This is a genomic window from Larkinella sp. VNQ87, from assembly GCF_049445795.1.
Taxonomy (GTDB): domain Bacteria; phylum Bacteroidota; class Bacteroidia; order Cytophagales; family Spirosomataceae; genus Larkinella.
In genome coordinates this window covers 202917-227023 of sequence record NZ_JBMSDT010000015.1, presented here as the reverse complement: position 1 = coordinate 227023, position 24107 = coordinate 202917, and the positions used below count along the sequence as shown (strand labels likewise).

The following is a 24107-nucleotide window of genomic DNA, read 5'->3' as shown; positions in this document are numbered from 1 at the left end:
CGCAACGCCCCCACTTAGGCTACCGCAACATGGGACGCAGGCCCATTGAAACCGTCGAGCAGTTTTGCACTCAGCAAACAAATATCAAAAGTAAGATTGTCAAACAAGAAAGTTAAGAGTACAAATAATGAGAAGAATAACTGATAGCTAAGTAATAGTTGCCTCTTCATGATCAATTTTTTCCGCTCGTTCCGCGAAGCCGGTCTCTCCCGGTTTTATGGCGGCATTCACTTCATGGACGCCATCGAACAAGGCCGGGCGCAGGGGCTGAAGGTGGGCGAGTTGGTGGTGCTGAAGATGAAATGAAATAATAAATAGCGAATAACGATTTATAAGTTGTAACGCTAACTTACCAGCACGTTTACCTGGATCACCAGCCGCTTCATCGACGGGTTTTTCCGTTTGATCGGGTTGGAGGCTGGCTGTCGGCGGGCTTTAGGGGAATTTTGGGGCATCGACGCAAACAACCAATACGATGAACCTCTTCACGCTCCGCGCCAGCCTGCTGTTTGTCTTCGGCATGGCCCTGGCTTGTAAAACGCCCAAATCCGAGCCGGTGACGCCCGGCGGTTCGGGATCGACCGCCGGTAAAAAACCGGTCGTCACGATCACGACACCCTTCGGATCGGATACAAAAGCCGGTTTTGTCGACGGCAACGGCAAGGCCGCCCAGTTCAGCTACCCTTGTCAGATGACGTTCGACAGGCACGATAACCTCTACGTGATCGACCAGCGCGCCAGCTACATCGGCGGCAGTGTGATCCGGAAAGTCGACCCGGCGGGTAACGTCACAACCTTCGCCAAAGGACTCGGCTCAATCACCGACCTCTGCGTCGATCCGCGCGACGGCCTGACACTCTACGCCATCGAAAGCGGGGATGCCCTGGGAACGCCGAACGGTATTTTCCGCATCAGCAGCAACGGGCAGGTCACGCGCCTGAGTGGTGGCCCCGATCCGGACGGCGGTTATTCGTGGGGCTTCCGCGATGGTCCGCTGGACAAAGCCAAATTTTACCAGCCGCAGGGCATTGAGATGGATAAAGCAGGCAATCTGTACATCGGCGATCAGTTGAACCAGCGGATTCGGAAAGTCAATCTGGCGACCAACACGGTTTCGACGCTGGCGGGCGGGCAGGTCGAACAAAAATTCTGCGATTACGTCGATGGCAAAGGTTTAGCCGCCCGGTTTTGCACCGCCGAAGACCTGGAACTCGACGAGGCCGGAAACCTGTTCGTACCCGATTGGGGCAATCATAGTGTCCGAAAAATCACACCGGATGGGACGGTATCGACGTTTCTGCCACTCAGCACGGCCTACGCCCCCGAAGGTCCACGCAGCCAGACCGGCGTCTATCAACCTTACCGCGTCGAGTATAATGCCGTCAACAAGCAATTATTTGTGGTGGTCGATACAGGAAACGGCCTGAAACTCGTCACGGCGGATGATTACCTGTTCGACCTGGGGCGGCACATTGTTTCCACCGATTTCGCCGATAAAAGCCCGGGGGCTAAGCATCCCATCACCGGTATGGCCGTCAACAAGAAAGGCGAACTGTTTATTCTGGACAAATTCAACCACTGCATCCGGAAAGTCAGCATTAGCTGGAAGTAACGTTGCTGAAACCCTACAGCAAAGGCTCTTTCGGGCACCCGTTACTTCACCCGGACGTACACCAGCTTCATGTTGCCTTTGCCAGTTTCGCGCTCGTCGACTTCGAATTGCTCGATGCTTTTCAGCAGCGGGACAAGTTTCTTGAAACCGTAGTTGCGCGGGTCGAAGTCGGCTTGTTTCTTGGGGATTAGATTGCCGAGTTCGCCCAGAAATGCCCAGCCGGTTTCGTCGGCCAGGTCGTTGATGCTGTCGGCCAGCATCTTGATCACGTCCTGGTTAATGCGGCCGATGGCTTCGGGTTCTTTCGCCGGAACCGGTTTGGCGGGTGCTTCGGCGGGTTTCGTCTGGATTTTTCGCCGGGAACGGTTTTTCGTTGCGGCCGGGGCCAGCACCGGCACCTCCTCGTTCTTTTTCAGGATTTCGAGGTAAATAAACTTGTTGCAGGCCGAAATGAAGGGCGTCGGCGTCTTCTTCTCGCCAATCCCGAACACCTTCATGCCTGCTTCGCGGAGCCGGGTGGCCAGACGCGTAAAATCGCTGTCGCTCGACACGATGCAAAAACCGTCGACGCGCCCGGTATACAGAATATCCATCGCGTCGATGATCATGGCCGAATCCGTCGCATTCTTGCCCGTGGTGTAACTGTATTGCTGAATGGGCGTGATGGCGTTTTCGAGCAGCACGGTTTTCCAGCCCGCAACGGTCGGTTTGGTCCAGTCGGCGTAAATTCGTTTAAACGTCGGGGTGCCGTACTTGGCAATTTCCTCCAACATGCCCCGGACGTGGGCGTAGGGCACATTATCAGCATCAATCAATACCGCAAGTCGCAGGTCAAGGACGGTTTCCATGTCGTTTTCCGTTAGTTACCGGATAAAGCAATAACATTATCCGGCAACGATACCGAAATTTACCGATAAGTCAACCGAACCGGGTCATCTTCCGGGACAAACCAGCGCCCGCCATCCGGTTTTTACGCCTGCTTGATCTCGTCCGCGTAAGATTTCAGTTTCGTCGTTACGTCGTCGTACACGGCATCGACCTTCTGTTTCAGCTTTTTCACGGAATGCGCATAGTCATCCTTCAGGTCTTCCAGGTAATCTTCGCCCTTTTCGCGAATTTTGCGTCTTGTTCTGGCTCCTTTGTCGGGCGCAAATAACAGACCCAGGGCAACGCCGGCCGCAGCAGCCAACACAACACTTGCTAACACTTTTTCAGTTTTCATGGTGTACAATGGATACGGTTTTGTGATAGAAATTCGATGGTCAAAAGTAAGCGATTGTCGAAACCCGGTTGCTGATTTCGCTCGTCCAAAAAGTTGATCATGATCAGGCAGACGCCTACTCAATCAACCGAAACAGCCGGTTCCAGCGGATTTTGGCCCAGGCCGTCGCCGGAGTTGGATCGATGGACATCCAGACAAAAACCGCCTTGCCGACAATGTGGTCTTTCGGCACGAAGCCCCAGTACCGCGAATCGTCGGAATTGTGGCGGTTGTCGCCCATCATAAAGTAATAATCCTGTTTGAAGGTGTACGAACTGATGGTTTTCCCATCGATCCTGACGCTCGTGGGCGTCACCTCCACGTTTTCATTGCCGTCGTACCGGCTGATGATCGGACCGTAGACGGCGATGGTTTGCGGATTGATCGGCACCGTCATGCCTTCTTTCGGGATGGTGACCGGACCGAAATTGTCCCGGTTCCACGGGAAAGCCGCTCCGCCGTAAATCCCCTGCGTCCGTTGTCCGGCAGGTTCGGTCAACGGTTCAATGCTTTTCACCCAATCCAGTTCTTTCAGCCGGGCGATGGTTTCGGGGCTGGCCGTCACCTGGTAGCCCACCAGGACCGACGACTTAGCAGCTTCGGAATATTCTTCGACCGGCTGCCAGTTGATGAACGGCCCTTCGGCCGACGCGAAGTCATTTACGATGTCGTATTTCCGGAAAAACCGGTCGTTCAGCACTTCCGTCGTCCGGATGAAGTACGAACTCTGCGCCCGAACCGGAGCCGGAAACGCCTTGCCGTTGATGTAGACCATTTCCTGCCGAACTTCGAGCTTGTCGCCCGGAATGCCGATGCAGCGTTTGATCAGGTTGGTGCGCAGGTCGACCGGATGATCGGGTTCGCCGGGTTTCGGGGGTGGGAAGTTGAACACTACCACATCGCCGTTTTTCACCGACGTAAAACCGGGTAGCCGGTATTGGGGCAACTGAATCCAGTCGAGGTACGACGGAATCTGAGTCCCCCAGATAGTCTGATGAGTCAGCGGAATTTGCAGCGGGGTTTTGGGCGTCCGGATGCCGTAATGCAATTTGCTCACAAACAGAAAATCGCCCACCATCAGGCTTTTTTCCATCGAGGGCGTTGGAATAGCGTAGGCTTCAAAGGTCAGAAACCGGATCAGCGTCGCGGCCACGACCGCAAACAACATCGAATCCAGCCACTCCCGCAGGGGCGATTTTTTGGGGCGGGTCGGTTTTTTCTCCGAACCGATTTTGAATTTGCGCATACCCGAAAGGCGTTTACGAATCAATCTGCGCAAAATAGAAGGACAAGCAATTCCCGGAAGCAACTTTTACAGGACTGGTTGTCTTCTTTGGTGAGTGGTGTTACTTCATTTTGAACTTGGATTACGCGGATTAAAAGATTAACTATGAGGCTACCGCAATCTTTTAGATCTCAGTTAATCCTTTAATCCGCGTAATCCAAGTTCAAGATTATCCTTGTAATCCCAGTTCAAGAACCTTTTACTCCGTCTTCAAACTCTTCACCGGATTCATCAACGCGGCTTTGATGCTCTGGAAACTGACCGTTGCGAAGGCAATCAGCAACGCAATAACCGCCGTGACAATAAACACCCAGGGGCTGATACTGGTGCGGTAGACGAACCCTTCGAGCCACTGGTTCATAGCCCACCAGGCGACCGGCGACGCCAGCACGAGGGCGATGAGCACCAGTTTCAGCAATTCGGTCGAAAGCAGCGCCACCAGGCCCGGTGTCGACGCGCCCAGCACTTTGCGGATACCGATTTCCTTCGTCCGCTGCTCGGCCATGAACATCGACAAACCGAACAACCCGAGACACGAAATCAGGATGGCAATACCGGCGAAGATGCCGAATAGCATTTGTTGGGTTTGTTCCGTCGTGTACAGCCGCCCAAAACGCTGATCTAAAAATTCGTAGGAGAAAGGCCGGTCGGGGAACCGTCGTTTCCAGACGGATTCGAGGTGGGCCAGACCGTTTTGCAAACCGGCTCCTCCGGCCAGATGCACCGACAGCCAGTTGTTGAAATTCGGATTAATGAACATGGCAATCGGCGGAATCGACTGCCGCAGGGATTCGAAGTGAAAATCTTTCGTGACGCCCACAATCTGCCCCCGCCGTTGTCCGTATCCGAACGCTTTGCCAACAGCCTGCTCCGGTTTTTGCCAACCGAGCATCCGGGCCGCGGTTTCGTTGATGATGAAAGCCGCTGTGTCGTCCGTAGCGTAGTCGCGCGAGAAATTCCGGCCAGCCGCCAGTTTGATGTCGTAGGTCGAAATAAAGTCATGATCGATCGTCAGCGCCTTTAGCACCACTTTCGTCGGTGCCATGCTATCGCCTTTCGATACATACGAATCCCAGGAATCTAGCAGCCGCCCCGACGGAATCCGCGACGATTGCCCTACGGCCAGCACCGCACTGTTGCGCTTCAACTCCTGCTTCAAGGCTTCGTAATCGATGGTCGAATCCTCCACCGTCCGCAGCAGCACCACCTGGTCTTTCTGGTAGCCGAGCTTATAATTCCGGATGTAATCCATTTGATTATAAACCACTACCGTACTGATAATCAACACAGCCGCAATAGAAAACTGCGTCACCACCAGCGCCTGCCGCAACCGGCCCGTTCGCATGGCAGCCGCAATTTTGCCTTTCAGCACACTCACCGGCTGAAATGAGGTAAGGAAGAATGCCGGGTAACTACCCGCAACCAATCCCGTCATCAGGGTAATACCGGCAATAATGCTCAGAAAAACCGGGTCAAGCAATTGATTCAGGGTCAACTGTTTTTGGGTAAAATCATTCAGGAAGGGCAGGCTCACGATCACCAGTGTTACGGCCAGAACCAACGCAAAAACGACCAACAAAAGAGACTCGCTCAGAAACTGCCCGATCAGTTGCTGCCGGAAAGCACCGACTACCTTCCGCATGCCGACCTCCTTGGCCCGACCCGCCGACCGCGCCGTGGCCAGGTTCATGTAGTTGATGCAGGCAATCAGGAGAATGAACAGACCAATGGCCGAAAACAGGTACACGTACTGGATGTCACCGTCGGCTTCCAGCGCGTCGTCTGTGTCGGATTTCAGGTGAATATCCGTCAGTTTTTGCAAATTCAGGACCGAATACGTCGATGCCTTGGGTTCGATCCGGCGGTTTTGAAAAGCCGGGAAGGCCTTTACGAGTTTATCCGGATTGGCCCCTTTCGCCAGTAGCACATACGTCAGGAAGGAGTTGTTGCCCCAGTTGGTTCGCAGGCCTTCCGCGCCGTAAATCCGGTTATCGTTCAGGGTGGTGAACGAGACCAGAAAATCCGGATGAATGTGCGACTGGGCCGGAAGCGGTTCAAAAACACCCGTCACCATGAAATCGATCTGGTTATCGAGCCGGATGCTCTTGCCCATCGGCATTTCCTTCCCAAAGTATTTTTCGGCCATCGGTTGCGACAGCATGATCGAGAACGGATTGGCCAGCGCCTGCTCCGGATTGCCGTTAATCACTTTGAAATCCAGCACCTTAAACAGATTTCCTTCGGCAAAAAACAGTTTTCGCTCGTCATACGCATGTTCGCCGTAGCGGAGTAATCCACTGCTGTGCAGCACCCGAACCACCTGTTCGGCTTCCGGAAAATCCTGCTTGATTAGCGGACCAAAAGGCGGGGCAACGGTGCCCAGTTTGAGTTCCACGGTACCGTCGTTGGAATTCATAAACGTCCGCAACACGCGATACGTCCGGTCGGCTTTGGTATGAAACCGGTCGAAGCTCAGTTCGTCACGCACGTAGAGGGCAATCAGCAGAAAACACGCCAGGCCAATGGCAACGCCCACGATGTTGATGAAGCCGAAAGTTTTGTGTTTGAGGAGGTTCCGAAAAGCGATTTTGAGGTAATTCCGTAGCATAGCGTTCGTCGTTCACTGTTCGTCAGGGTACTGAATTGGGATTGCTCAAACTGTATACCAACAAATACAAGCTGCTGTATGTCAGAATAGTATCGACAAACCACAAGCTTCATTTGTCCGATTGCGGACGGTTATTTGTTCACGGGCGGACAAGAAAGATTAGGTTGTTACACAGGGTTAATCAGAGGCAATCAGAGAAATACTCCGATAAACTCTGATGTCCTCTGATTAACCCTGTGTAACAACTTCACTCCACTTTCAAGCTCTCTACCGGGTTAACCAGAGCTGCCCGAGCCCCCTGGAAAGCAACCGTCAGGAGGGCGATGAACACGGCCAGCAAGCCCGCCAACGCGAACATCCACGCCTGTAGCTCGATGCGGTAGACGAAGTTCTGCAACCAGCGGTTCATGACCCAAGCCGCTCCGGGCGATGCCAGCCCCACGGCCAGCAAAACCGGTTTCAGGAAACTCCGGGATAGCAGGGCCGTAATGTCCAGCACCGTTGCGCCCAGCACCCGCCGAACGCCGATTTCTTTCGTGCGTTGCCGGGCCGCCAGCTTAGCCAGACCAAACACGCCCAGGCCACAGATCAACAGGGCCAGTCCCGTCGCGTAGCCCACAATCTGCTGCCATTTCCGCTCCTGCTCGTAGCCTTTGGCATTCTGTTCATCCAGAAACGCGTAGTCCATTTCGACCGTCGGAAACGCTTTCCGGTAGGCGTTCTGCAAGGCCGCAATCGCTTCTTTCTGCCGGTTTTTATCAATTTTCACCAGAATGCCGCTGGCCTGATCCTCACGCATGAACAACACGCCGGGCAGAACAGGCTCCCGCAGGGAACCGAGATGAAAATCCTTCACGACACCAACGATGGTCACGGGTTTCTTGCTGTAATTCTCGTCTAACCGAATCAGCTTTCCCACCGGTTTTTCCAGACCGGATGCCTTGACAAACGTCTCATTGACCAGAACAGCGTCCGATGGATCCGATGCAAAATCCGGCGACAGATTACGCCCGGCTTTCAGGCGAATGCCCATCACCGGCAGGTAGTTGGGGTCGATGTACTGGTAGCGGCTTTCAACCTTCCGTTCGCCCACACGGGTTCCGTACGTTCCGCCAAGGTCACTGGTGAAGGAGAGATGACGAATCGACGGTTCGTTCGCCAGTTCGTTCCGGAGAAAAGCCTGAGCGGTTTTGAGGTTATCCGTGTACGGAAAAAACGTGCCGATGACCTGATACGGATCATACCCCAGATCCTTCGTGCGCACGTAATCCATCTGGCAGTAGAAAACCGTCGTGGCAATGAGCAGAAAAACCGAAAGCGCAAATTGAATCATGACCAGCGCCTGACCAAACCCGCTTCGTCCGGCCAGTTGGGGTTTGTTGTAGAGCACCACCGCCGGTTTGAAGTTGGACAGGATCACCGCCGGATAAAAACCCGCCAGCAAAACCGTGATGGTCAGCAGGCCGGAAAAGGACAGCAGCAATTGGCCATCCAGCATTTCGTGGAAAGCCAGCGATTTGCCCGCCAATTGATTGAAAACCGGCAATGCCAGCACCGCCACCCCGATCGCCAGTGCGAAAGCCGCCAGGCAGACCATCGCCGATTCGCCCAGAAACTGCCCGATCAGGAGTGCCTGACTGCTGCCGGTGATCTTGCGAATACCGATTTCCCGGGTCCGTTTCAGCGAACTGGCCAGGCTGATGTTGATAAAATTAATGGACGCCATGAGCAGAATAAAGCCCGAAATGCCCAGAAACAAGTATGAAAAAACCGGGTTATTGCCGTTGATGACCCCGCCCTCCCGGTTGCCTTGCCGGTTGTACAAGGGATTGAGGTGAATGTCCGTCAGGGGCTGAAGACCGTAGCGAATGGCCGGATCGAATCCGTAGTTTTTCCGGTTTTCGGCCACCTGGTCGCGGGCGTGAACGGCGTAGACCCGCTCAAACTTCCGCACGACGGCGGTTGGGTCGGCCTGTGGGTGCAGCACGACGAACGTGCTCAGGTAGGCGTTCAGCCAGTTGGTGTCGTCGAACGATGCCTGCATGAACCGAAACGGAAAGAGCAGATCGAATTGCAGCGAGGAATTTTTGGGCGGGTCCTGCACAACCCCGGTGATGATCGACGCGCCCAGCCGCTTTCCGGACGGACCATCTTCCAGCAGCGGTTTTCCGATCACATCCAGGGTGTTGTAAAGCTTGCGGGCGGTTTTTTCCGTGACGACCACTGTTCCGGCCCCTTGCAGGGCGGTTTTGGGATTTCCGCTCAGCAACCGGAAAGAGAATACGTTGAAAAACGTTGAATCGACAAACAAGGGTTGCAGAATAAACGATTTCTGATTGGCGACAAACATCGCGTAGATATCGCCCCCCATAACGCGGGTGTAGTCCTGAATTTCGGGAATTCGGGCTTTAAACGTCGGCCCTTGCACCTGACCGGTTCCGCCGGAAGTTTCGGGTTGACCACCTTTGGTGTATATAACCGTGGTCGTGATCCGGTACAGGTGCGGATTCTTTTCATGAAACCGGTCGAAATTCAGTTCGTCTTTTACGTACAAAATAGCCAGCAGCACGCAACCAATTCCAACAGCCAGCCCACCGACGTTGATGGCGGCATAAAGCCGGTTTTGCCACAAATGGCGAACGGCCACTTTGAGGTAATTTCGGAGCATAGCAGTACCCACGGACTTTAGTCCGTGCGAGTTAGTTAATTGTTGAATTGGTATCAACTGATGGATCAAGAAGCTCACACGGACTAAAGTCCGTGGGTACGGGTTTCCAGGCGATACCCTACGCCGTGGACGGCGGCAATCCGGACCGAAACATCATCCTGGAGCAATTTGCGGAGCCGGGACACGAACACGTCAACGCTCCGGCCCACAATGATGCCTTCGTCTTCCCAAACTGCTTTCAGAATGAAGTCCCGTTCGAGCAACTGATCGGGGTGTTCGGCGAACAGGCGGAGTAGTTTGGCTTCCCGGTAGGTCAGCTTGTGCCGATTCGAGCCGGAAAGCAGCACTTGATTAGCACTATCCAGACTCGAACTGCCAAACCGGACCGTTCCGTTTTTTTCCGAAACTGCGTCCTCTGCCGGGCATTCGGCGGGGGCTTCCTTCCGGCGGAGCGCAAACACCAGACCGGCCAGCAGCACACTTGCGCCCGCCATCACCCACCAGACACCCGGTCGCGGGCCGGATTCGGGCCGGGCAAACCGGACTTGCAGCGTATAGCACCCTTTTGCGTGCTCCCGGCCAGTACAGGCCACCCCCTTTTTTTCGGTCAAATCCTGAGCCGTATACCCCAGTTGCAGCACCCCGTTGGCACAATCCCGCACGGCCACATCATAGTCTGCCGTAATGCCGTGTACCCGAAGCGATTGCTGCAAAGTGCCCGGTAGCGCATCATAGGGAAAGGAACGATTGAAACGAACGAGAAAGGTGTTGGCATCGGCCTGCTGCACGGGCGGTATTCCCGAGGTTGAATCGCCTGCAGTAACCAGCAGTTGGTGCGCGGTCCGACGGAGTGCCAGATTCGCTTTTTCAGCAAAATGCGTGCCCTCCGTCGGTCCTGAGCGAACGACAAACTGCAAAAACAACAGGCCGGTGACCAGCACCAGCAGCATCACAACAATTCGGGTTGTTTTCCTCATGCGTTTTTTGAATTAACGTTCGACGACTTCTCCTGGCCAGCCTTTCGCGGGCTTGCCTGCGATCAACAGCCGGGCCCCGGGCGCGTATTTGAAAAAAACCAGAAAAGCTTCAATCGGATGACGCGCTTCGCCATCGCATCTTCTTTTCGGGTCGGTTCAATCACAAACTCATCGCCATGATGAGCCAGAGGCATGATGTCTGCCAAATCAACCTCATTGGCTCCCGCGACCGGTTGACAAGAACTGACAATTCGTCCTTCCCGTCTCAGATAAACCCGGATCGGTATCCGGTTACACCCGGGTTCGCTGGGGTCGCCTTCGACCACCGACAGCTTGCCCCGGCTTTGAATTGAAAACCAGGCGTAATCCACCGGCAGCCCGTTCAACAGCAAAGGATTAGCAGAAAAGGTTTTCTTTCTCTCCTCGCCAGTTGCTCCCGCCAAGCGGTTTTCGAAGATCCGATTGGGTGTGAATCCCGAAAGTAGCCAACAACAACTTACAACAGCAAAAATCCCGGTCTTGAACATAGTGCCTCTTGGTTAAGTGAAATAACTAACCAAACCTATTACCTACCCTTCATACCGAGGTTAAAGCCGCGTAAAACTTTGTAAAGGAAATGTAAAAACACGACATTATCCCAAAAAATCTACTTATTCTCCTGTTTATCATTTAAATTAGGCAAGAGAGGGACTTATACCCTGCTGGCAAAAGTTCTTAAAACAGTACGCAAAGGTGTTAAATAACAAACAGCCGTAAGAATGAAATTTTAAACTACTTATTTGCTTAATGCCCCAATTTACTACTAATTTGAAGCCATAATAAGAAATTATATTAGACGATATTACTTTTCCACCAAACGATTGACTTTTCCGCACCTATAACCCATAACACCCTGTAAATTTTTAATTCTATTACTTTCATGCAAAAACCAGTACTCTTTTTTAACCCAAAATCGGTCAGTTCTTACAGGATACGCTTTGGTGCGGTTGTCCTGATGGCATCATGCCTGACCTTCGCTCTTCCGCCCGCTCTGTCCTACGGAAAACCCGTGCCCGTTAGTGAAAAAGCTCCGCTTGCCAAAGACATCACGGGCACGGTCAGAGACGGCAACGGTGCCGCCCTGCCGGGTGTCAATGTTGTGATCAAAGGAACCACCAAAGGAACCACCACCAACAGTGAAGGGAAGTACTCGATCACGGTCGACAACAATTCGACGGTATTGATCTTTTCCTTTATTGGTGCTCTGACGCAGGAAATAGCCGTCGGTGACCGTTCGGTGATCGACGTGACGCTTCAGGAAGATTCGAAGCAGTTAAACGAAGTCGTTGTAACGGCCCTGGGGATTGAGCGCAGCGCGAAGACCCTGACTTATGCCACCCAGCAGATCGACGGCAAAAAACTGACCGACGTGCGGGACGCCAACTTCGTCAATACACTGTCTGGTAAAGTAGCCGGGATGGTCGTTACCCAAGGGTCATCCGGTCCGGGCTCGGCCACGCGGGTCGTGCTGCGCGGAAACCGCTCCATCACGGGGAATAACAATGCGTTATTTGTCGTCGACGGGGTTCCGGTCGATAACACCGTCCGGGGGCAGGTCACCAGCGACTTCGGGGGCATCAACGGGAGCGACGGGGCCAACAACATCAACCCGGACGACATTGAGTCGGTGAACGTGCTGAAAGGCCCGGCCGCTTCGGCGCTGTACGGAAGCCGCGCGGCCAACGGGGTGGTGATGATCACGACTAAAAAAGGGAAAGCCGGTCGGGTTTCGGTCGATATCAACTCGGGCGTGTCGGTGGAGCGGCCTTTTATGCTGCCGAAACTACAGAATACGTACGGCCAGGGCGCTGGCGGTAAATCCAGCGAAAACGCGGCCGGTAGCTGGGGCGCTGCCGCCACCACCTATCCGGACAATGTCAAGGACTTTTTCCGGGATGCCATCTCGACCAACAATTCCGTCGGGATTGCCGCCGGTACGGATAAAATTCAAACCTATACCTCCTACACGAACAATTACAACCAGGGGATTCTGCCGAACAACGAGCTGATGCGCCATACGCTGAACCTGCGCCTTACTTCCCAGATTTCGAAACGGTTGTCGACCGATGCCAAAATTACCTACATCAACCAGAAAATTGACAACAAACCACGCTCCGGTGAGGAAAGTTCGGTGACGATGAACCTCTACAAAGTGCCGCGTAGCGTCGATCTGAACGGAAAATACAGCACGTTCGAAGACGCCAACGGCAAACCGACCTACTGGACCAGTTCCGGGATTTACATGAACCCCTACTGGACGCTGAACCGCACCTTTGCACAGGAAAGCCGAAATCGGGTAACGGCGCTGGGGTCGGTCAAATACGAGTTCACCGACTGGCTGAATATTCAGGGACGGCTGAGTTATGACTGGTATACCGACCGTTATAACTTCGGTTATTACAACAATACCCTGCTGTTTGCCGGAGCCGGTGGTTCGTACTCCGATTACACCGGAGACCAATTGGAGCGCAACATGGACGTGATTATTTCCGGGAATAACAAAATTGGGAAGGATTTCGCCGTGACCTACAACGCCGGAGCCGGTTCGACCTACAACCGATACTCCCAAGTTGGTGCCAGCACCACCGGTTTGTCGGTCGCCAACCGGTTTGACCTGTCGTTCGCGTCGGCGCTGACACAAATTACCGGCTTCAGCCAAAAGGAACTGCAATATGTGTTCGGAACGGCTTCGGTTTCGTTCCGCGATTACCTGACGGTGGATGCGTCGGTTCGCAACGACTGGTCGTCGACCCTGCCCCCACCCTATTCGTACATCTATTCTTCTTTCGGAGCCAACCTCATCCTGTCGGAAGCCATCAAACTACCAACCTGGATTAGTTTTGCCAAAATTCGTGGTTCCTGGGCCCAAGTGGGAAACGATGCTGCTCCCTACAGCCTGCAACAGACGTATACGTTCTCACAAGGTGGAACGGGCGGTTATATTTCGCGCAGCACCCAGCGTCCGGCTGAAAATCTGAAACCGGAGATCTCATCGTCGACGGAATTCGGTGCCGACCTCCGTTTCCTGAACGGTCGCCTGGGCATTGATTTTACGTATTATAACAGTAACACAGTCAACCAGTTGCTATCGCTGGCGCTGGCACCAGCCTCGGGTTTTGCCAGCCAGTTTGTCAACGCCGGAAAAATCAACAACAAAGGCTTTGAACTGACGCTGAGTGCATCGCCCCTGAAAGGTGGCCCGCTGACCTGGGATGCATCGTTCAACCTGGCCCGCAATATCAACAAAATCGTTGAACTGCATCCGAACATCAAAACCGCTACCCTGGGTGGTAACACCCGGACCACTACCGCCGTGGTGACGGAGGGCGGTTCGTATGGTGATCTTCAGGCCTACGGCTGGGCAAAAGATGCGCAGGGCCGCCTGCTGGTCAACGCCAACGGCCTGCCGGTTGTGAGCGCGTTCCAGACCATCGGCAACTTCAATCCGAAACTGACGCTCGGTTTCAACAACACATTCTCCTACAAAAACTTTGTGCTGAGCTTCCTGGTGGATGGCCGGGTGGGCGGTATCATGGTGTCGGGAACCGATGGCAACCTGGCCTACGACGGCACGGCTGAATACACGCTCGAACACCGCGAAGGAGGCTGGGTTCTGCCGGGCGTAACGGCTACGGGCGAAACCAACACGAAGGCCGTAACGGCCGAGCAATTCTGGCAAACCGTCTCGCAGGGTCGGTATACCTGGGGTGAATTCTTTGCCTACTCGACCACCAACGTGCGGCTGCGCGAGTTGACATTTGGCTACAACCTGCCGGTTCCGTCGAACTTCTTCATCAAAAACGCCCGGTTGTCGCTGACAGCCCGTAACCTGTTTTTCCTATATCGGGGTGATGCCATCATGGATATTCCCGGCCTGAAAACGCGCAAACTACCATTTGACCCGGATGTCAACATCAGTGCCGCCAACTACCAGGGTTCGGAATACGGTGCATTACCTTCGACCCGGACCGTTGGTCTTAATCTAAAATTAGGATTCTGAAAATAAGCTACTTTAAGACACCTTCGTTTTTGGAATCAAACCCACTTAGCAAGTATCATGAAAATGCCCGTTAATAAATTCATTCGCATGTCAATGGTCGGGCTGGTTGCCGGTTCGGCCGGAATCTGGAGCGGCTGTACAGGCGATTTTGACGAAATCAATACCAGCAAAACTGCCATTACGACGCTCACCGCAACCGAGCTGCCGTACCTGTTTGCCCGGGCGCAGCAGCAGGCTTCGTATGCCGCCGGGACCTACCAGACCGCGCAAAACCTGTTTGCCGATCTGTTCGCGCAGTATTATGCCACGACGACACCCAACTTCCAGTCGGACCGGTACTTTATGCACCCCACCTGGATCAACTCCCACTGGAACCCGATATACACCCAGGTGGTGCCGCAGTTGAAAACCCTCTTCGACCAAACCGACAAGAGTTCGTCGCAGTATGCCCTGGCGAGTATCTGGTGGGTGTTTGCCTTCCACCGCCTGACCGACTACTACGGCCCGGTTCCTTACTTCGACGCGGGTGTTCCGGCCAACAGTGTCAAGTATGACGCACAGGACAAAATATACGACGACTTCTTCAAGCGGCTAGCCGAAGCGACCACGCTATTGAAGGGTAAAACGACGGAAAAACCGTATGGCAATTACGACATCATCTACGCTGGAGATGTCAATAAATGGATCAAGTTTGCCAACACCCTGCGGTTGCGACTGGCGCTGCGGATTTCGAAGGTCGATCCGGCGCGGGCCAAAACCGAAGCCGAAGCGGCCATTGCCGGTGGCTTGCTGACCGACGTTGGCGATAACGCCCTGATGGTCAAAAACCTGACCGGGGGTGACAACAACGGGCTGGCGACGATTTCGGGCTGGGGTGAGTTTCGGATGAGTGCCGCCATGGAATCAGTGCTGAAAGGCTTCGAAGATCCACGCATCGGTATTTTCTTCCAACCGGCCTTCAATACCAAAACGTACGAAGGGTTGCGAAATGGCCTGGGCCCCACGGAGTTGACCGACCCGTTGAACACGAACGACAACAACTCGAACATCGGCGAGCGCTGGATCAAGAACACCGGTGCCGGATCGGCCTGGGATCGTCAACTGGCAGTTAAACAAGACATCATGCACACAGCGGAAGCCTATTTTCTGCTGGCCGAAGCGGCTCTGAACGGCTGGAATGTCGGCAGTACGACGGCTCAACAGGCTTACGAAAAAGGCATTCGGGCATCGATGGAAGGTTGGGGTATCACCGGTGCGGCTGTTGATACCTACATCAACAGTACCAAAACACCGATTCCTCCGCAGGATCAGCAGAAATCACCGGCGCTTTCGACCATCACCGTAAAATGGGGCGCAACCGAAGCCATTCAACGGGAGCAAATTGCCACCCAGAAATGGCTGGCGCTCTACCCCGATGGTATCGAAGCCTGGGCTGAATTCCGCCGGACAAAGTTCCCGAAACTCTACCCGGTGGTCAATTCGGTAAATACTGACGTACCGACGACGGCCTACCCTCGCCGGATTCCGTTCCTGCTGCTCGAACAACAATCGAACACCGACGCCGTGAAAGCTGCCGTTACGCTGTTGAACGGCCCCGACAAAGCCTCAACGCCGTTGTGGTGGGATAAGAATTAAGGAGGTAAGAGTTAAAGTTGTTACACAGGGTTTATCAGAGAACATCAGGGTTACACAGAGAAATCTTTGATAACCTCTGATGTTCTCTGATAAACCCTGTGTAACAACTTTAACTTTTTCAAATTACTTCTTCTGCTGACTACGCGACAGATCCCGCTCCCGGATCAACTCGTCCCAGGTCCAGGGCTGTACACGTCCGGCGGTTTTTTCCCGGATCGCCTTCACCTGTTCCGGCTGGATTAGCACAAAATTGTTGATGTACCCCGCCGACATTTGCGGGAAACTTTGCATACACAGATCGTAACGAACATAATCCAGCACCGACGCAATCCATTCGTCATTATTTGCTCCCATCGGCGGCATCATTTCGTGGTACGTCACGCCATCGACCGGCCCCGTCAGGCCGTGGAGCATAATCTTGATCACCTCCTCCCGGTTTTCGAGCAACTTAAATTTCCCGGCCAGGTGCGGAGCCAGTTTCGTCGGGGTTCCCTGCCCCTGCGGACCGTGGCAGGTTGCACAAAGCGAATTGAAAATCTGTGCCCCCTCCATCACCCGTTTGCGATCGGTCGGGTTCAGGGCCAATAACCGGCTACTGCCTAACTTCCGGGCTTCCTCGTTCTTCCGAAGCGTACTTTCTATCCCGGCCAGCACCTCGTGATTCGAGTGACGGTTTAGAATATCCCGCACGATAGCCGTCGCTTTGCCGGATTGACTGCCGTGTAGCGACAGCAGCAGTTGCGCCAGCACATCCAAATTCCCATCGTTTTTCAGAGGTTCGAGCTGTGCCATAAACGCTTCGTCGTTCTTTTTTACGAACGACTCACCGATCCAGACAGCCGTCTTTCTGACCTCCGGGTCCGCGTCTTGCAAGGCCGAGAGTAGCAGCGGTTTGTCGATGGCGTCAAGTCCTTCCAGTGTCCAGAAGGCATGCAGCCGGGCCAGCGTCGATGGGGTTTCCGATACGACTCCTGGCTGACCAAGCGCCAGTTGCTTCAGCAATGGCACCACGGTTTTATCATTTCGGACGATGAGTTCTTTTTGTGCGTTATCCCGCCACCAACCGTTGGAATGGGCCAGATAAGTGACCAACTTTCGGCTCGGTTCATCCAGCATTCGGGGTTTTGGCCCGGGTTTCATGCCGTCGTACACCAGCCGGTAAATGCGACCGCGACGGATGTTTTTATCCAGCCCTTTGGTCATAATCTGGTTGTACAGATAGCTGCCCGGCTGCGCCCAGGTCGACTCCTGAATGATGCCCCGGTACATATCGACAATATACAGGCAGCCATCCGGGCCGGTGTAGGTGTTGATGGGCCGGAAATTCATATCGGTCGAGGAAATGAACTCATCGTGGCGGTAAACATTCGACAGCCTGACCTTGCCGTCGTTGTTTCGGATGTTGGCCCGCCGAATGACACGGGCCACGGGTTCGGCCACAATGTAGTCGCCCGCCATGCTTTTCGGCAACCGATCTCCCCGGAAAACTGACTGGCCGCAAATGGATGTAAACAGCGCCATGGTGCTGTCCGAACGCAGCGTTTTGGGTCCGCCGTTGACATCGGGAGTTTTGATCGCCGACCAGACCTGGTTGAAATCCGCGTCGAACGCATCCGGAAAGTCAAGCTGCCCGTACGCCGGATTGATCTGAAAACCGGCCGCAGCAATCCCGGAAGCCGCCCGACTGAAGAAAAGCCGACCGTAGTCGTCGTGCGTCAGGCCCCACTGTCCGGCCGCGGTCGGGAGCGTGTCGGCCTTCAGAACACCGTTTTTGTAGCGGTATCGAATGGGGTCGATGGTTTCATAAATCCAGTTGTCGAGGTTCCAGTCGAGGCCGCTCCGCTGATGCTCGACGTTGCCAAAGGCTTTTTTGGGCGTTTGAAAAACCGGTCTTTTTGTATCCGCTTTACCGTCGCCGTTCGTGTCGCGGTAGGCGTAGATGTCGTACGAATCAGTTTCATTGACCAGCAGTTCACGACCGACCACCAGAATCGCACGGGGCAGCAGCAACTGGTCTACGAAGACCGAGCTTTTATCCATCTTCCCGTCGCCGTTGGTGTCTTCCAGCAACATGATCCGGCTGCGGGGCTGACCCTGGCCGGTTGCCAAAACCGTCTGCATGTAGGTTTCCATCTGAGCCACGTACAGCCGGGCGTTGCCGTCCCAGGCCAGGGCCACCGGTTCCGAAATCATCGGTTCGCTGGCGACCCGTTCGAGGTGGTAGCCTTTGGGCAACCGGAAGGTCTTCAGGCTTTCGTTCGGCGATAGCGGAATGGTAGAAGGTGTTTGACTAACCGTTCGGGGTGTTTCGAACGGATCTTCCGGCTGGTCGTCGGTGCGGTATCCGGCCACGAACAGCGTCGAAAAGCCCAGGCCAGCAGCAAGTAGCCAGGTGGTAGGTCTCATCATTGTTTCAGGAATAGTTCCTATCGGCAGGAAGCCGATCTCCTCAGCATAAGGCAGTTTGGTTCGTGGTTTACTGAAAAGCTGACAACCTGGCCACAAAAAACCGTTCCGGTACCGGATTCGTTCGGCTGGCTGCGGACGAATTCGATACCGGAACGCCGGTTTCTGGCACAACCCAGTTTCAGGGCTCTTCCACCAGCAGCCGGCGTTGTTTCACCAGATCTTCCCGCTTCACGAAGGTGATCGGTACAAACTGATCGGTGGGCGAACCGATGTAGTAGAGCGTCCAGTCCTGATCATAGCCCGCCAGCATCTGCCGGATACAGTCCACGCGGTCGATGGTCGGGATGTTGCAGTCTTCCCAGTAAAACAGCTCGACGCGGTAGTGCAACTCCTGCCGCTTGCCGTTGATGGTGACTTCGATTTCGATGTCCTGTTTCCCGGGCATCGTTGGAATCGGTATTGCAATATGAGCCATAGTTATAGGAGATTGGAGTTTATTGTTTGCTGAGGGCAGAGGGGTAAGGGCATGGGGCAGAGGGTGCTGACGCGTTCTATTTTTGCGGAGCTACCCTCTGCCCAACGCCCCTCTGCCTTTTCATTCCGAACGTAATGATTTCACCGGATTCATCAAAGCGGCTTTGATACTCTGAAAGCTGACCGTCAGGAAGGCAATCAGGACGGCCAAGCTTCCGGCCAGAACAAACATCCACCACTGCATGTCGATGTGATACTCGTAATTCTGCAACCACTTACTCATGGCCCACCACGCCACCGGCGTTGCGACCACAATGGCAATCAGGACCAGCCGCAGGAAGTCTTTCGACAGTAATCCGACAATACTGGTTACCGAAGCGCCCAGTACTTTCCGGACACCGATTTCCTTCGTTCGCTGTTCGGCCGTGAAAGCCGCCAGGCCAAATAACCCAAGACAGGCAATAAAAATCGCCAGAAAGGCAAAATAGTTAGCCAGTTGACTGACAAGCTGTTCGCTCTGGTAAAGCCGCTGGTATTCGTCATCGGCAAATTGATACGTAAAGGGAAATTTAGGATTCAGCGCTTTGTAAACCTGTTCCAGACTCGCCAGAGCCTCTTTCGTCTGACCGGGTTGGGTGCGCACCAGCAGATTGCCCCAGGTATTGGTTTCCCCCAACCGCAGGATCAGGGGTTGAATGGGCTCCCGAAGCGACTGAAAATGAAAATCTTCGATCACACCGATGATTTTACCGGGCTTTCCCCAGAAGGACAACGGTTGATCGATCGGATTTTTGTACCCGATTCGTCGGGCGGCCTGTTCGTTGATGATGTAACCCACCGAATCGGTGGCAAACGCAGGCGAGAAGTCCCGTCCGGCCAGCATCTTTGCTTTCAGCACACTGCCGAAGTCGTATCCAACGGGGGTGTGCATAAACTCGACATTCACGTTCGGATCTTTGCCGGTCCAGCCTACTCCGCCGGTGCTACTGCCAATGCTACTGGGCCGATCACCCATCCGGCTGATGGCCTGAATTCCCGGTTTTCGCAGCAACTCCTGTTTTAACGTGGCATATTTTGGAATTAATTCTCCTTCCAACGGCACGTAAAGCAGGTTTTCCCGATCAAACCCGAGGCTTTGGGTCTGGATAAAATTCACCTGCTGGTAGACGACAACCGTACCGATAATCAGCACCATCGACAAGACAAACTGCACCACGACCAACCCCTGCCGAAACAGCGTCGCTCCGGGTTTAAATTTCAGCCGTAACGACGGACCGCCCCCTTTCAGAACCCGGACGGGTTGCAGCGACGACAGAAACAGGGCCGGATAACTGCCCGCGACCACCCCGGTGACGAGCGTCACTCCGACCAGCATAAGTCCGAAAGACGGTTCGGCCAGCGGGTCGTCAATCCGTTTGCCGGTTATTTCATTAAAAAGCGGCAGCAGCGCCCAGACCAGCAGTACCGCCACGATCACCGCCAGGGTGCTCAGCAGCAGGGCCTCTCCGATAAACTGGCCGATCAGCCGCGCCCGTTCGGCCCCGACGACTTTCCGGATGCCGACTTCCTTCGCCCGTTTCACCGACCGGGCCGTGGCCAGATTCATGAAGTTGATGCAGGCAATCAACAACAGAAAAACCGCCACCACACTGAACAACCGCACGTACTCAATACGACCGCCCGACACTTCGCCGTTGTCGGTATCGGAATACAGATAGGTTTCTTCAAACGGCTGCAAAAACAATTCAATGTCAAAGCGTTGCAGGTTTTTCGGATCAATGTTGTCGCTGTAGGCCCGCAGGAAATGCCGGATCTTGTCCTGAAAAACCGCTACGTTGGCATCCGGGCGCAATTGCAGGTACGCAAACGGTCCGTTGTTCCCCCAGTCTTTTGCCCAGCTATTGCGCTTTAGAAAATCGTCCCAGGAAAGCAGAAAATCGTACTGGTTAGGCTCATTTGCGGGCAAATTTTCAAAAACGGCCGTCACCATGTAGTCCTCGCGGGCATCGACCCGGATGGCCTTGCCCAGTGCCGTCTGCGGAGTTCCGAAATACAGTTCCGCTACTTTCCGGGAAATGGCAATCCCGTTTGGTGCTTTCAGGGCAGTTTCAGCCGACCCGGCCAGGAGCGGAATGCTAAACATCCGGAACCAGTCGGCACCCGCCCAGCAGCCCGACTCTTTGTTGATTTTATCGTTCACGCTGAACGTCAGCGTCTCCTGCCAGCTAAACCCCGCAGCCCGGACGATTTCGGGAAACCGCTTCGGCATTTCGAGTGCAATCAGCCCCGGCGTCGAGCCACCCGCCACCCGCTTTCCGTCGTAGATCTGCCGTTCCCGCAGCGCGTACAACTGGGGGCCGTTGGCATGCCCCTTGTTCACACTCACTTCATCACGCACCCACAGAAAGATCAGCAGGCTGCACGCCAGACCCAACGCCAGCCCCAAAATATTGATGGCCGAAAACGTCTTGTTTCGCCACAGCGTGCGAAAGGCAACTTTGAAATAATTACGAATCATAACCAGATGCTTAGTTAGTTATGAATTATGAATTAGGCTGACGCATTCTATCCTACTGAGGCAAAGCCAACCGCATGGGTGGCCCCGTCTTAACTCTTACCTCATAATTCATAACTCATAATTCTTAACTCATAATTCTTAACTCTTTATTCCGACCGCAGGGAGGTTACCGGATTCATCAAGGCGGCTTTGATCGATTGAAAGCTGATGGTGACCAAGGCAATCAAAACCGCTACAACGCCCGCCAGGATGAACACCCCGGCCCCCATCGACGTGCGGTAGGCAAAACCGGCCAGCCAGCCGTCCATCAAATACCAGGAAACCGGGGCCGCCAGCACAATCGCGATCAGGACAAGCTTCATGAAATCTTTGGTCAGCAACACCACGATGGTCGACGTATCGGCTCCCAGCACTTTCCGAATGCCAATTTCGCGCGTCCGACGCCCGACCGTAAACGAAATCAGACCGAGTAAGCCCAGCGACGCAATGAAAATGGCCAGACCCGCAAACAGCCCGAAAACCGTGCCGAACTGCTGGTCCGATTTGTACTGCTGGTTGAAAAACTCATCCAGAAAGAAGTATTCGAACGGATTGCCCGGGAAAGCCAGCGCAAACTGCTTTTCCACGGCGGCAATCGTCCGGGGCAAATCGTTGGTGGGCACTTTGAGGGAGTAATAACTCAGGCTTCGCAACAGATACGCCCGGCTATAAACCGACAGAAAAACCATCGGATCTTTTGCTAGTTTCAAGCCCTGCTGGTGAAAATCTTTCACGACCCCCACAATCCGAAGCGGGTTGTCGCCCGACACAATCTCCTTGTTCAGAGCCTCTTCCGGCGATTTGAATCCGAAGGTGTTCACGGCGGTTTCGTTCAGAATCACCGCCATCGAATCGGTCCCGAAACTCCGGCTGAAATTCCGCCCCGCAACGAGGCCAATTTTGTAACTATCCAGAAAATCGTTGTCGATGGACGTAATGAACATCGTGTTGAAATCTTCCCGGTTCTGGTCTTTACGCCGGAAACTGTTGGTCCACAGAATTTCGATGCCCGGCACGTAGGCCGAACCTGTCACGCTCGTGGCCAGCTTTTCCCGCACGACCTGCTGCCGGAAGGTTTCGGAGCGCGTCGGGAAAGTGGCATCCGTCACGCGGGGCGCCTGTAACACCAGCGTTTGCTCTTTCGAGAACCCCAAATCCTGCTCCTGCATGTAGCGGAGTTGCTTGTAAACCGTCATCGTTCCGATAATCAGCATCACCGAAGCCGCAAACTGCACCACAATCAGGCCCTGACGCAACCCAGCGCCCCTCGCCGTTTGCGAAAACCGGCCTTTCAACACCGACACCGGCTGGTAATCGGACAGGACGAAAGCCGGGTACAGGCTCGACAGCAGCGTACCGATCAAAAAGATCAACAACCCGCTTACCCATAAACGGGTATCGAAAAGTTGCTCTACAGCGAGCGGTTTTCCGGTCAGGTTATTGAACAGGGGCAACAACGCGACAACCAGCCCAACCGCTATCCCAAAGGCCAATAGGTTCAATATCAGCGATTCGAAGATAAACTGCCGGATGAGCCCCGCCCGCATCGCGCCCACCACTTTCCGGATGCCGACTTCCTTCGCCCGGTCGAGCGCCCGGGAGGTCGCGAGGTTGATGTAATTGATCCAGGCAATGACCAGAATCGCCAGGGCGACCCAGACCAAAAACCGCACCGTTCGGCCATCGCCGTTGACTTCGGCTTCCTGATTCAGGTGCGATTCGAGGTGAATATCCCGCAACGGTTGCAGCAGCAGGACGTTCTTCTTGCCCGACCGCCGGTACCAGTCGCCGTTGTATTTCATCAGCATCGCCGGAAGTTTGGCTTCCAGCGCTTTCAAATCGGCACCCGGCCGGAGTTTGACGTACGAGAAGAAATCGTACCATCCCCAGCTCGTCTGGGCTTCCGGATCAGTCAGGTATGAGAACAGCAAGTCGATTTCGAGGTGTGAGTTTTTCGGAAAATCTTCAAACACCCCCGTTACGAGGTAGGAAGTCGTATCGAGCTTCACGGTTTTATTCACCGGATCGGCGTCACCGAAATACTTCCGGGCCGTCGATTCCGACATCACCACCTTTTTGGTCCCGACCAGGGCGGTTTTCGGGTCACCTTTCAGCATGTCGAACTTAAAAAACGACAACGCATTTGAGTCGGCGTAGAAAAAATTGGTTTCCCGAAAATGCCGGTCGCCAAAACTCACGACGCCGTTGTTGGCATCGTACAGCCGGGTGTAATCCTCCACTTCGGCGTAGTCTTTCTTCATGGTCGGCACAATGGCTGGATACGAGGTCGCCGACCGCCAGGCCAGCTTGCCTTCGTCCTGGTACGCATCGAGTTCAATGCGGTACGTCCGGTCGGCATCGGGGTGAAAGTTGTCATAACTCTGCTCGAACATCACGTAGAGTCCGATCACCATGCAGGCGGCCATCCCGACGGACAGCCCCAGCAGGTTGATGAGCGAGAAAAACCGCTGATTGCGGAAGTTTCGCCAGGCGATTTTGAAATAGTTTCGTAGCATAGGGCAAAGGGGTTTGGGCATGGGGCAGAGGGGTTTGGGCAGAGGGGCGTACTGTTTACCCTATGC

Annotated in this window: 15 protein-coding genes; 4 read left to right on the top strand and 11 right to left on the bottom strand. The window is 54.3% G+C overall.

The window, feature by feature from the left end; genetic code table 11:
- The first annotated feature begins 168 nt into the window (after positions 1-168).
- Together ACO2Q8_RS24315 and ACO2Q8_RS24310 are read left to right on the top strand one after the other, a co-directional pair.
- Positions 169-306 carry a hypothetical protein gene (locus ACO2Q8_RS24315; protein ID WP_423347480.1) on the top strand — a complete coding sequence of 46 codons (138 nt, stop codon included), beginning with the start codon at positions 169-171 and terminating at the stop codon, positions 304-306.
- Between the two features lie 169 nt (positions 307-475).
- The gene (locus ACO2Q8_RS24310) at positions 476-1612 is read left to right on the top strand and encodes a hypothetical protein (RefSeq protein ID WP_423347479.1); all 1137 of its coding nucleotides are present in this window, start codon (positions 476-478) and stop codon (positions 1610-1612) included.
- Between the two features lie 41 nt (positions 1613-1653).
- Here the strand turns inward: ACO2Q8_RS24310 and ACO2Q8_RS24305 are convergent, their stop codons facing one another.
- The 7 genes from ACO2Q8_RS24305 to ACO2Q8_RS24275 all read right to left on the bottom strand — a co-directional run bounded on the left by ACO2Q8_RS24305 (position 1654) and on the right by ACO2Q8_RS24275 (position 10938).
- Positions 1654-2460, bottom strand: coding sequence for an NYN domain-containing protein (locus tag ACO2Q8_RS24305; RefSeq protein WP_423347478.1), 807 nt, complete (start codon positions 2458-2460; stop codon positions 1654-1656).
- A 122-nt stretch (positions 2461-2582) separates the two neighbouring features.
- Complete coding sequence (locus ACO2Q8_RS24300; protein ID WP_423347477.1) at positions 2583-2834, bottom strand: YtxH domain-containing protein; 252 nt, start codon at positions 2832-2834, stop codon at positions 2583-2585.
- 115 nt (positions 2835-2949) lie between these two features.
- The gene (gene lepB, locus ACO2Q8_RS24295; protein WP_423347476.1) at positions 2950-4119 is read right to left on the bottom strand and encodes a signal peptidase I; all 1170 of its coding nucleotides are present in this window, start codon (positions 4117-4119) and stop codon (positions 2950-2952) included.
- A gap of 238 nt (positions 4120-4357) precedes the next feature.
- A complete protein-coding gene (locus ACO2Q8_RS24290; RefSeq protein ID WP_423347475.1) occupies positions 4358-6766 on the bottom strand; it encodes an ABC transporter permease in 2409 nt (802 codons plus the stop codon).
- A gap of 247 nt (positions 6767-7013) precedes the next feature.
- Positions 7014-9434: an ABC transporter permease gene (locus ACO2Q8_RS24285; RefSeq protein ID WP_423347474.1), complete on the bottom strand. Its 2421-nt coding sequence runs from the start codon at positions 9432-9434 to the stop codon at positions 7014-7016.
- Positions 9435-9517: 83 nt separating this feature from the next.
- On the bottom strand, positions 9518-10411 hold the full coding sequence (locus ACO2Q8_RS24280; RefSeq protein ID WP_423347473.1) for a winged helix-turn-helix domain-containing protein: 894 nt from the start codon (positions 10409-10411) through the stop codon (positions 9518-9520).
- Between the two features lie 62 nt (positions 10412-10473).
- Positions 10474-10938, bottom strand: coding sequence for a hypothetical protein (locus ACO2Q8_RS24275; RefSeq protein WP_423347472.1), 465 nt, complete (start codon positions 10936-10938; stop codon positions 10474-10476).
- 467 nt (positions 10939-11405) lie between these two features.
- Between ACO2Q8_RS24275 and ACO2Q8_RS24270 the strand changes: the two genes are divergently transcribed.
- Both ACO2Q8_RS24270 and ACO2Q8_RS24265 read left to right on the top strand, forming a co-directional pair.
- Entirely contained in the window at positions 11406-14450 is a 3045-nt protein-coding gene (locus ACO2Q8_RS24270; protein ID WP_423347471.1) for a SusC/RagA family TonB-linked outer membrane protein, read from the top strand.
- A gap of 57 nt (positions 14451-14507) precedes the next feature.
- Positions 14508-16085, top strand: a complete 1578-nt coding sequence (locus ACO2Q8_RS24265; protein ID WP_423347470.1) for a SusD/RagB family nutrient-binding outer membrane lipoprotein — start codon at positions 14508-14510, stop codon at positions 16083-16085.
- A gap of 123 nt (positions 16086-16208) precedes the next feature.
- On the opposite strand, the gene ACO2Q8_RS24260 is transcribed toward ACO2Q8_RS24265, so the two are convergent.
- The 4 genes from ACO2Q8_RS24260 to ACO2Q8_RS24245 form a co-directional block, all read right to left on the bottom strand.
- Positions 16209-18494: a DUF7133 domain-containing protein gene (locus ACO2Q8_RS24260; RefSeq protein ID WP_423347469.1), complete on the bottom strand. Its 2286-nt coding sequence runs from the start codon at positions 18492-18494 to the stop codon at positions 16209-16211.
- Between the two features lie 178 nt (positions 18495-18672).
- Positions 18673-18969 carry a hypothetical protein gene (locus ACO2Q8_RS24255; protein ID WP_423347468.1) on the bottom strand — a complete coding sequence of 99 codons (297 nt, stop codon included), beginning with the start codon at positions 18967-18969 and terminating at the stop codon, positions 18673-18675.
- Between the two features lie 120 nt (positions 18970-19089).
- Complete coding sequence (locus ACO2Q8_RS24250) at positions 19090-21486, bottom strand: ABC transporter permease (RefSeq protein WP_423347467.1); 2397 nt, start codon at positions 21484-21486, stop codon at positions 19090-19092.
- A gap of 146 nt (positions 21487-21632) precedes the next feature.
- The gene (locus ACO2Q8_RS24245) at positions 21633-24041 is read right to left on the bottom strand and encodes an ABC transporter permease (protein WP_423347466.1); all 2409 of its coding nucleotides are present in this window, start codon (positions 24039-24041) and stop codon (positions 21633-21635) included.
- Between the last annotated feature and the right edge of the window lie 66 nt (positions 24042-24107).